Raw genomic sequence first — 10,390 nt, 5'->3', positions numbered from 1 at the left:
TGCAAGCTAACTTGCATACGGGAGACATTGCAAAATCATCGCCTGACACGTGTGCCAACGATTGGTCGTGCAGATGAATACCTGCGCGCGCCATACTTCTGTAAATTTCGGTGGGGCCCCCCCAACCTGCGTAATATCTGCTCGGAGACTGCCTCAAGGTCAAGATTTTTTTTTTAGTCTTTTCAGTAAATTATATCTTGACCGCCTATCTGAAGTGCCCAGAAATGACTGGCGAATTGATAATATCTTTTTTGGAAACAATGACTTATTTTCTTCTTCGGCCACTCCACCTGTGGCAGGTTGTGAAGGTAGGTCGATTAAAAAAAGTTGATTTCTAGATTGCAATGTTCTCGTTAAAGTAGCAAAATTACAATTTAAAGCAGAGTAGAAAAGCATTGATAATAACAAGCTTCTTTTGGTGAATCCGAAGTGTCGATTTAGAATGACCTCTTTTTGTCTATACTCACGGTGTTTTTTTGAATGATTTTCCCCAAGGCTGTTAGCGATATATGTCAGGTTCAACTACTGATTCCGGCTTTGAGCACAATTGGCCCCTCGTCGGCTCAGGGTCCTGACTCTAGAATAGTCAGCAGGTCTTTCTAACCTTGCGGTTGAGCCTAAGATGAATGGGTCCAGACCCTGGCCATGCTTGGCATGTAGTGCTGGGCAACCTGTGAGAATGTATTTATTCCAATCCCTTTACCACGCCCCTTGCACCGTTTCTGTTCAACGCCCTGCCGGATGATGAAGCAGAGGTAAAATTGATAACTCTGTCAGGGCAAAGGGAAGCTTTAAGACCAGCCGCTGGGCAATGTGACATTGGAGTTTGGGTGGATTGGTCGCGGCTATTTTGCTGTCAATCGCAAAACCAGCAGCCTGGTCGGTGCGGCGCATAGGGTTCAGATAGCAGAATAGTTGTGTCGGGACAGAACAGTCCCGTTCAAACGCGCCTGGAAAGTCGCAGGAGCCGCCATGAACGGCACCTGCCTGTGTTCAGGTGTCAGCCCCAGGTCATTTCGCCTTTGGCCACCTTGGCGCCTATCTCAAGCGCCACGTCCAGACCGGCATCGGGATAGCGCTTTTTCATCGCCGCGATCAGTTCGCCGCTGTCTTTCGCCTTGGCGAATTCTTCCTCGTAGGCGATCAGGTAATCGCGCGAGAATGTCACGCCGGACAGGTCGGTGGGCCAGTCATCCGTCATATGGCCGGGCACGACGATCTTTGGGTTGCGTGCGATGATGGCATCAAGCGCGGCGACCCATGCGGCGCGGTCTTCGGGTTCGGGCACATCTGCGATCCACAGGTGCAGCCCGCCAAAGACAAGCACGCCACCAAAGACCGCTTCAAGCGAGGGCACCCAGTGATAGCGGCGGTCGTGCATGTCATTGATGGTGACGATGTCAATTTCTTCGCCATCGACGGTCAGCGTCGAGACGTCCGAGGCTTCGGGCATGACCACATCTTCGACCGATTGCGGGCCGTTGTCACCCAGTTGCGGGCCCCGTGCCTCGATCTTGCCGGCCACATTCGCCTTGATCGCGGCGACAGTGTCGGGGGCCGCAATGACGCGGGCGTCGGGGAAGGCGGCCTTGATCGGGGCAAGGCTGAAATAATAGTCGGGATCGTTGACGCTGACATAGATCGTGGTCAGCGCCAGCCCGGTTGCCTTGATGGCATCGGCGACGGCCTGACCGTCTGACAATGTGAAACCCCCGTCGATCAGCACGGCTTCGCTGGTGCCTTTGACCAGAACGGGCGCGCGCAAAAAGCCGTTTTCACCGGCGGGGAAGAATTCCCAGGTCAGGTTGGTTTGGGCCAGAACGGGCAGGGGCAGCATGGTTGCCGCAGCACCTGCGGCGAGCGTTGTTTTCAATACGGTTCTACGGGTGAGCATAGTGTGTTTCCTTGTTTTGGTTGCAGGGTCGCGGGGGAAGCTCAGTCGAGTCTGAGCCCGTCGCCCTTGAGGATAAGAAGCGTCTTGTCGGGCATGATATTCAGGCGGCGCGCAAAGCGGTCAAAAGCGTATCGCTCTGCCCGTACAGCGCATTGGAGGAAACGACGCGCGCCTGTGCGCCGTGGCCCAGAACAAGCGTGGGCACGCCCTGTGCGCCGAGGCGGCGCATTTCGGCCTGTGCCGTCCGGGTGCGGCTGTCGTTGAACGCGCGCAGCTCTTCATCGGGGTCGGCAAAACGCGCGGCGGCGGCATCCAGCCCCAGTTCACCCAGAACGGCGGCGATCACCGAGGCATCGCCATTGTCGCGCCCTGCGACATAGCGGGCGTGCTGGATGGCGTTCAGGGTTTCAATCTCACGCGCGGGGGCCGTCAGGTGCACGGCGCTGAGCGCCAGCGTTGCGGGGCCGGAATCAACGTTGCCCTTGCCGTTTTCAAGCAGGTTCTTGCGATAGGCCGTGCTGAATTCCTGCCCTGTCAGCTGGGCGATGCGCTGGTCAGCTTCCCATGCATGTTGGGCAAAGCCGGCATTCATCGCAAAGGCCCCCGCACCGGCAAACAGGCCAGAGGGCAGGGCGGTAACCGTGATGTCGTCTTGTTGCATCAGGGTCTTGATCGCGGGTTCGGCACCATAGCACCAGCCGCAAAGGGGATCAAAAAGATAGGTAAGTTGGATCGTGCCGGACATAGGGGGCTCTTGCAAATGAGGTTGGGGAGAGGGGCGTTGGCCGGGTGCCAACGCCGGATCGCGGTTAGTAACCGACGGTGAACCGCTGGCGGATATGTTTGGGGGCTTCGATTTCGTCCACCATGGCGATGGCGTAATCTTCAAAGGAAATGCTCGACCCGTCTTCGGTGCTCAGCAATGCATCCTTGCCCAGCCGAAAGTTGCCGGTGCGCGCGCCCGCGATGAACATTGCCGAGGGCGACAGGAAGGTCCAATCAATGTCATCAAGGCTGCGCAGATAGTCCAGCGTGGCGGCACCATTGGTGGCCTCTTCCTTGTAGGCATCGGGGAACTCGGGCTGGTCCAGCAGACGTTTTCCGGGGGCAACCTCCAGGCTGGCGGCACCGCCGACCACAAGATAGCGCGCGACACCTGCCTTGCGCAGGGCGTTGATGATGATTGAATAATCCGTGCCTGTGAAGCGCACCGAGCTGACAACGGCGTCATGCCCGGCCAGCAGAGGGGCAAGCGCCGCTTCGTCCTGGGCGTCGCCTGCAACGGCGGTCACGCCCGGCAGTTCCGCGATTTTTTCGGGTGCGCGCGCGATGGCTGTCACCTGATGGCCGCGATCCGAGAGTTCTTTGAGAATGCGCGACCCGGCATTGCCTGATGCGCCGATAAGAACAATTTTCGCCATTGTGTCCATCCTTGGGTGCGGTTGTGTGATATAGTCTATGTTCTAGACCTTGCTGATATTTCACATATATTGTGCCAAGAAATCGACGCAAGACGTCATCGGAACGTGATCAGGTCAGGTCAACCTGACCACCCAAGCCACTGACAAGGAGTAATGAAATTGAAGCCAGACAGCCGGAGCACGCTGCCATTTGTCTTTGAAGAACCCTGTCCAATCCGGGATGTTCTTGACCGGATCGGGGACCAATGGAGCCTGCTTATCCTGCAAGTTCTGGCGCAGGACACCATGCGCTTTAGCGCGATCCACCGCGCGATTGACGACATTTCAAAGCAGATGCTTTCAAAGACGCTGAAAGGTCTTGAGGAAGACGGGTTTATCCGGCGCACCGTCTATGCCGAGGTGCCGCCGCGTGTTGAATACGCGCTGACGGATCTTGGCCGCTCGTTCCTGATCCCGATGAAGGGGCTGATCGCCTGGGCGCAGGAACATCACCGAACGATCTGCGAGGCGCGCACAGATTACACCGTTCGGGCTGAAGCCTGAAACGGTGTGATCCGGCGCAGAGATGCGGGTGTTAGGCTCTGGACCCATTAATCTTACGTGCTCAGCGGCTATTTCACGAAATTTCAATGGCTTGGGGCGCGCAGCCAATAGTGGCTCTATTTGCAAGCGGCCCAAGCCGTTGAAATGAAGTGAAATCGCCGCCCGTCGCTCCAAAGGAGCGCTATATGATATTGGCACGCCTTCGGCGTGACGGGTTTGACGGATTTTCCCGCTGGATGCGTCACATCTGCTTGAAATAGAACCACTATTCCTGCGCAAATGCTCCTAACCAGCGAAAAAATCTGTCAAACTGAGCATGTAAGATTAATGGGTCCAGAGCCTAGGCTCAGCCGAAGCTGAGACTAATTGCCGATCACCTAGAACTGGCGGCTGAGCGACACCTTGATGACGCGGCCTTCGCCTTTTGCGCAGCCGTAGCCGTCGTAGCAGACCCCGTAGTAATCGCGGTCGAACAGGTTGCTGACGTTCAGATTCACATCAAAGTTGCGCGCCTCATAGGTCATGGCCATATCGGCGGTGGTGTGGCTGGGGGTTATGCGCAGGTTGTCCTGTGTCGAGTAGGATTCAGATGTGTAACGGATACCTGCGCCGATGGTCAGCCCCTGCACAATGGCCGATGCGTCATAGTCCAGCCACAGCGAAAGCTGGTGCATCGGGGCCATCGCATTTGCGTGTCCCAGCTTTGAAGCATCCGAAGATCTGGTGATTTCAGAGTCGAGATAGCCATAGCTTAGAATGCCCTGAAGGTTGGCTGCCAACCGGCCGCGCGCCTCGAATTCAAAGCCGCGCGAACGGACTTCTCCCACCTGTGTAAAGCTTGAGAATGTCGGATCGGAGAGATCGTAATCTTTTACATTCGTCTTGCGCAGGTCATAGATCGCGCCGCTGAACATCAGGGCATTGGTCGGCTGATAGCGCAGACCTGCCTCCCATTGGCGGCTTTTGGACGGGTTTAGCGTTTGGCCGGTTATGGTGGTGCCGACGTTCTGAATGAACCCTTCGGAATAGCCGATATAGGGTGTCAGCCCGTTGGCGAATTCATGGGTCACACCGATCATGCCGGTCGCGGCACTGTCGCTTTGGCTGCTGGTCGTGCCCGCCAGCAAGTCGGTGGCGTCATTCTCGAACCAGCTATAGCGCAGCCCTGCCGTGACCGCAGTGCCGTTGGAAAACTTCAGGTGGTCCTGCACATAGACGCCGGTTTCCTGATAGGTCGTGCGGTCGTGCGAGGACAGCGCCGGATCGGCCGCCGTGAAGTCAAAATTGGGGTTGCTGTAGGGCAGTGTGTAAATGGTGCCATCGTAATACTGTGTGACATCGACGCGGCTGTATTGGTAATCCAGCCCCGCGATCATACTGTTCTCGGCGCCAAACAACTGGGTTTCCCATTCGATGTTGTTGTCAAAGCCAACGGTGCGTGCGTCTTCGTCATTGCGGAAGGCGTAATAGTTCAAGCCCGCTGCATCTGCATAGCTGTAGTCGAGATGCGCGTAATCGGTTGTCTGGTGGGCGAACCGGACACGCTGGTTGTAGGTCAGACCGTCACCGAAACGATGGGTCAGCGCCCATCCCAGCGATTCCTGTGTGGTTTTGAAGTGGTTGTAATCCGATTGGCGATAGGCGTAGTCGTCGGGCAGCGGCCCGTAAGAGGCGTCAAAATCTTCGCCTGCCACTGGCGAGAAGATCAGCGGCGTTTTGGCATCGCGCTGAACATGGCCCAGCAGGGTCAGCGTGGTGTTTTCCGTTGGGGCCCAGGTAAAGCCACCCGCCAGAAACGCCCGGTCGTTGTCGGAACTGTCTACCTCGGTTTCGCCATCGCGCAGCAGGCCGGTCACCCGCGCCGCCATGGTGCCGTCGGCGCTGATGGTGTCGGACCAGTCGAAACCAACCTCGGCGGTGTTGTTGTTGCCATAGCTCAGGCGTCCTTCGGCCAGCCGGTCAAAGACCGGCCGTTTGGTCACAAGGTTCACCATGCCGCCCGCGTCGTTCGATCCGTACAGAACCCCGGCAGGGCCGCGCAGCACATCGACGCGGTCGATCATGAACGGATCGGTGGAAAAGGCGGAAAAGCTCAGCACTTTTTGCGGCAGGCCATCGCGGTACAGCGCGCTTGACCCCATATCGAAACCACGGATCGAAAACTGGTCAAACCGGTCATCGGTGCCCCAGGTCGATGCGTTGATACCCGGCACATAGGCAATCGCGTCTTCCACCTCGTCGGGGGCGCGGGTTTCAAGCTCGGTCGAGGTGACAACGGAAATCGACTGCGGAACTTCGCTGAGCGGCACGCCGGATTTCACCCCGGTTTCGGTGGCTGGCGCCAGATAGCCCTCAACGCGGCCTGAATAGTCCAGCTCATAGCGCAGCAGGATCGAGGGCAGTTCCATCGGCGCACTGTCCTGCGCCTGTGGGGTCTGGGCCGGTGCGGTTTGGGCCTGTGCGGTCTGGACCATCAGGGCCGCGCAGGACAATGCGGTGCAGCCTGCCAGAATGCCGGTCAGGGATTTGCGGGGGAAACGGGGGGCGGGGAAAACTGTCATCTCTGGTCCTGTCAAGCGGCGCATGTGTCATGCGGGGTATGCTGATGAAGAGATCAGCACTCGCCTGGGTCGGACCTGGGTGGGCGCAACTTACGGTTCTGCGGGCGGGTGTCAATCCGCTTTTGCACCCTGCAAGGCGCTTTGAAATTTCGGGGCAAGCCGCTGTGCCGCCCAAGGGATCGATAGCGGTGTTTGAAAGCTCATTGCGCCGGTTTCGTCTTCGTCTGCCCAGACCGAGCGAGCTTCTTGCGCAAGGGCGCTGGCCTGATAGGCGGGCAGTGCCTCGATCAGTTCGCGCCCCGCTGTGTCGCCCAGCCACAGGGCAAGATCACGATCAAACAGGTCGATCCGCTCCAGGCTGACCGAGAAATTGCCAGCCGCACTGGCCAGCGTTTCAAAGTCCTTGGGGATGTCAAACCCGAGTGCTGCCATAAAGCGGTTGGCCCCGTCGGCAGGGCCGTATCCAACCAGCTTGGTGCCCGCGACATGGACCACTGCGGCGCTGGCCCCGTCAAAGGCCGGGTATTGGGCGCGGGTGTCGGCCAGCACGGCGTCAACATCGGCAATGACCGCTTCGGCGCGGTCCTGTCGGCCCGTGGCGCGGGCGATCAGGCGCAGTTCTTCTTGCCAGGGCGCACCCCAGTCGGGGTAGCCCGTAGGGGGGCCAACCACGGGGGCGATACGCGACAGTTGTTCATATGTGGCCCCGTCCATCGGCGCAAAGCTGGCCACGATCAGGTCGGGTTGCAATTGCCAGACCCATTCCAGATCAATCTCGAACCCGCGCTGCACCTGTGGTTCTGCGCCCGCAGCCTTGCGCGCGGCATCTGCCCAGACCCAGGTGGCAAAGGGGCGGGCGCCAAACCATTCGTGTACCCCCACGGGTGCAAGGCCCAGTGCATAGAGAAAATCCTGCTCGTGATAGCCAACCGAAACGATCCGCCGGGGTGGTGCATCAATGCGGGTGGTGCCGAAACGGTGGGAAATCTCGACCGGCTGGGCAAGGGCAGGCACCGAGATCAGCAAAAGGCAAAACAACAGGGCAGCGCGCATCAAACTCTCCTTGGGTGGGGGAAAACCTGGCGTCTGCTGGGTGCGCGGAGATTCCATAGGCGCGCCCGCGCTGTCAAGCCATCGGCGGGGGTTGCGGGGGCAGGGGCTTCGGCGCTATCTGGGGCGCAGCCAGCCCAGTGCCCGCCAACACATCCCTGATGTTGATGGATTGCCATGGCCCCGCTGCGCCCCCTGTATATTAATCTGCTCTTATGGAGCCTTTTTGCGTTGGTGCTGCTTTGCGCCCTGCGGTTCGGCACGGCGCAGATGTCGGCCGAGGCGCTGTGGCACGGCGATGCAGGATTGCTGTCGGGGCGCGGATTTCGCGCCCTCTGTGCCATGGCGGTGGGTGCGGCGCTGGCGGTGTCGGGGCTGATGCTGCAAAGCCTGACAGGCAATCCGCTGGCCGATCCGGGCATAACGGGCATCAATGCCGGGGCGGCGCTGATGGCCGTGGCAACGGCGCAATTCGTGCCGTCGGCCGGTGCGGGGCTGGTGATGGTCTCGGCCATAGCCGGGGCCGGTCTGGCGGGGCTGGCGCTGTGGCTGCTGGCGGGCGGTGACGCCGGGCTGGGCGGCGAAGGCATTGCGCTGCGCCTGCCCCTGGCGGGGCTTGCCATCGAGGCCCTGTGCCTGTCGCTGGCAATGATGCTGATCCTGACCGATGCGCAGTCGCAGGCGCGCTATCTGCACTGGATTTCGGGTGCGATGCCGCCTGTGTCACGGGGGGAAGATACCCCGCTGCTGGTCATCGCCCTGAGTTTGATCGCAGGGGTCTTTTTGTGCCACCGCCTGTCGCTGCTGACACTGGGCGCGGATCAAAGTCACAGTCTGGGCCGCGATCCGCGTGTGACCGTCTCGCTGACGCTTGCGCTGGTCACTGTGTTGTCGGGGGCATCGGTGGCGATTGTCGGGCCGATTGCCTTTCTGGGGCTGCTGGTGCCCTTTGTCGCGCGCGGTCTGGCGGGGCCAGAGTTGCGGCGGGCCTATGGCTATTGTGTTCCGCTGGGGGCGGCGGCGTTGATGGCCAGCGATCTGGCAGGGCGGGTGATCGTGCGCCCGGGCGAGATTGATGCCGGGTTGATCGTGGCCATGTTCGGGGGCGTCGGGCTGGTTGTGGTGCTGACACGGCTTCTGCCGCGCAGCGGGCGGGCGCGGGCATGAGACGGTCGGCGGTTCTGCCTGTGACGCTGTCGGTACTGGTCTGGCTGGCACTGGCCGGTGGGCGCAATTGGCTTGGCCCCGTGGCGCTGGTGCAGGGGCTGTTGAACCCCCAGGATTTTCTGATCTACGGGCTGCGCCTGCCGCGTGTGCTGATTGCTGTCGGGGCCGGTATGGCGCTGGGAATGGCGGGCGCGCTGATGCAGGGGCTGACGCGCAACCCGCTGGCCACGCCGGATATCATCGGGCTGACGCAGGGGGCGGGGCTGGGCTTTGCCATCGCGCTGTTGCTGGACCTGCCTTTGCTGGCAGGGGCGGCCTGTGGGGCGGGGATTGCGATGCTGTGCGTGGCGCTGTTGGCACAGGGGCGCGGGGCGCTGGCCTTTGTGCTTTTTGGCATCGGGATCGGGGCCACGGCGGCGGCGGCCACAACGGTTCTTCTGGTGCTGGCACCGGATGCCAAGGCCGCCCGCGCGATGATCTGGCTTTCGGGGTCGCTGGCGCGTGCCGATCTGGCAACGGCGGGCTGGGTCTGGCTGGTGTTGCTGGCAGGCGGGGCGCTGGTTGCCCTGCGCGCGCACCGGCTGGGATTGCTGTGGCTGGGTGATGACGTGATGGCGTCGCTTGGGGTTGATCTGTCACGGATGCGGGTTCTGGTGCTGGGCCTTGTCACCGCGCTGACGGCGGCCAGCACTTTGGCGGTGGGGCCCATCGGGTTCGTGGCCTTTGTCGCCGCACCACTGGCGCGCGTGGTCAGCGGGGCGGAAGCGCCGGCCATATGGCCCGCCGCGCTGACCGGTGCCTGTTTGCTGGTGGCGGCTGATCTGATGGCACGTCTGATCGCGCCCGTAGCGGTGTTTCCCACGGGCTTGGTCATGGGGGTGATCGGTGCGCCCTATCTGATTTTCTTTCTGTGGCGTGACCGGCAGGAGACCCGCTGATGACTGATCCTCTTTTTAACATTGAAAACCTGTCGCTGCGTCTGGGAGGCCACCAGATTTATGACGGCTTTTCGGGGGTTTTGCCCCGCGGTGGGCTGACCGGTATTGTCGGGCCGAACGGCTGCGGGAAGTCCACCTTGCTGCGTTGCCTTGCCGGGGTGCAACAGCCCGATGCAGGGCGGATTGTGTTTCAGGGCGCACCTCTGGCAGGCCTTGCTGCGGCCGAACGTGCGCAACGCATGGCCTATCTGCCACAAAACCCGCCGCTGGTGCCGGATATGAGCGTTGGCGGGCTGGTCGCCAAGGGGCGCACGCCCTGGCGCAAGGCATTTCGGCCCCTGTCAGGAGCGGACCATAAGGCCATCGACAGCGCGCTGGCCGCGACGGGTCTGTCCGACCTGCGCACAACCCGCCTGAGCGCGCTGTCGGGCGGGCAGCGGCAGCGGGTCTGGCTGGCTTTGGCGCTGGCACAGGACACGCCGGTGATATTGCTGGACGAACCCACCGCCTTTCTGGACTTGCAGCATCAACTGTTGCTGTTGCGGCTGCTGCGCCAGCTTGCGGATGAACGGCAGCGCAGCATTGTCATGGTATTGCACGAGCTGACCCTTGCGGGGCGGTTCTGCGATCATGTGCTGGGGCTGCGCGACGGGCGGTTGATCTGCGCAGGCCCGGCAGAGCAGGCGATTACGCCCCAGACGGTCGCGGCGCTGTATGATTTGCAGGCCGATGTGGCCCGCGATCCTGTCTTTGGCAAACCGGTGGTCTTTCCGCGCGAATAGGGTGTGGTCTGGCAGGGGTTGCCCCGCCAGACCA

General features: G+C 60.8%; 11 protein-coding genes. 4 read left to right on the top strand and 7 right to left on the bottom strand.

The features are described 5' to 3' along the window. Positions 1-159: 159 nt before the first annotated feature. From DSM107133_RS20035 to DSM107133_RS20015, 5 genes are all read right to left on the bottom strand, one after another. A complete protein-coding gene (locus DSM107133_RS20035; RefSeq protein WP_162792098.1) occupies positions 160-522 on the bottom strand; it encodes a hypothetical protein in 363 nt (120 codons plus the stop codon). A 204-nt stretch (positions 523-726) separates the two neighbouring features. Next, complete coding sequence (locus DSM107133_RS20030; protein ID WP_162792097.1) at positions 727-894, bottom strand: hypothetical protein; 168 nt, start codon at positions 892-894, stop codon at positions 727-729. 106 nt (positions 895-1,000) lie between these two features. Next, on the bottom strand, positions 1,001-1,894 hold the full coding sequence (locus tag DSM107133_RS20025) for an MBL fold metallo-hydrolase (RefSeq protein ID WP_114294613.1): 894 nt from the start codon (positions 1,892-1,894) through the stop codon (positions 1,001-1,003). Between the two features lie 100 nt (positions 1,895-1,994). After that, complete coding sequence (locus tag DSM107133_RS20020; protein ID WP_114294612.1) at positions 1,995-2,639, bottom strand: DsbA family protein; 645 nt, start codon at positions 2,637-2,639, stop codon at positions 1,995-1,997. Positions 2,640-2,703: 64 nt separating this feature from the next. Then, the gene (locus tag DSM107133_RS20015; protein WP_114294611.1) at positions 2,704-3,315 is read right to left on the bottom strand and encodes an NAD(P)-dependent oxidoreductase; all 612 of its coding nucleotides are present in this window, start codon (positions 3,313-3,315) and stop codon (positions 2,704-2,706) included. A 153-nt stretch (positions 3,316-3,468) separates the two neighbouring features. Between DSM107133_RS20015 and DSM107133_RS20010 the strand changes: the two genes are divergently transcribed. Beyond that, a complete protein-coding gene (locus DSM107133_RS20010; protein WP_114294610.1) occupies positions 3,469-3,858 on the top strand; it encodes a helix-turn-helix domain-containing protein in 390 nt (129 codons plus the stop codon). Between the two features lie 377 nt (positions 3,859-4,235). Here the strand turns inward: DSM107133_RS20010 and DSM107133_RS20005 are convergent, their stop codons facing one another. Continuing rightward, positions 4,236-6,419 carry a TonB-dependent siderophore receptor gene (locus DSM107133_RS20005; protein WP_162792096.1) on the bottom strand — a complete coding sequence of 728 codons (2,184 nt, stop codon included), beginning with the start codon at positions 6,417-6,419 and terminating at the stop codon, positions 4,236-4,238. Positions 6,420-6,530: 111 nt separating this feature from the next. Then, the gene (locus tag DSM107133_RS20000) at positions 6,531-7,472 is read right to left on the bottom strand and encodes an ABC transporter substrate-binding protein (protein WP_162792095.1); all 942 of its coding nucleotides are present in this window, start codon (positions 7,470-7,472) and stop codon (positions 6,531-6,533) included. 174 nt (positions 7,473-7,646) lie between these two features. Between DSM107133_RS20000 and DSM107133_RS19995 the strand changes: the two genes are divergently transcribed. From DSM107133_RS19995 to DSM107133_RS19985, 3 genes are read left to right on the top strand one after another with little or no spacing between them, the layout of a single operon-like run. Beyond that, positions 7,647-8,636, top strand: a complete 990-nt coding sequence (locus tag DSM107133_RS19995) for an iron ABC transporter permease (RefSeq protein ID WP_114294607.1) — start codon at positions 7,647-7,649, stop codon at positions 8,634-8,636. Beyond that, positions 8,633-9,574, top strand: a complete 942-nt coding sequence (locus DSM107133_RS19990; protein ID WP_114294606.1) for an iron ABC transporter permease — start codon at positions 8,633-8,635, stop codon at positions 9,572-9,574. Before DSM107133_RS19995 ends, DSM107133_RS19990 begins: the two co-directional genes overlap by 4 nt. Further along, positions 9,574-10,356 (top strand): ABC transporter ATP-binding protein, encoded by a 783-nt coding sequence (locus DSM107133_RS19985; protein ID WP_114294605.1) that lies wholly within the window; start codon positions 9,574-9,576, stop codon positions 10,354-10,356. Before DSM107133_RS19990 ends, DSM107133_RS19985 begins: the two co-directional genes overlap by 1 nt. The last annotated feature ends 34 nt before the right edge of the window (positions 10,357-10,390 follow it).

It is taken from the genome of Pseudosulfitobacter sp. DSM 107133 (assembly GCF_022788695.1).
Taxonomy (GTDB): Bacteria; Pseudomonadota; Alphaproteobacteria; order Rhodobacterales; family Rhodobacteraceae; genus Pseudosulfitobacter.
Note: the sequence above shows the minus strand (reverse complement) of the source record. Positions and strands in the feature narration are given on the sequence as shown.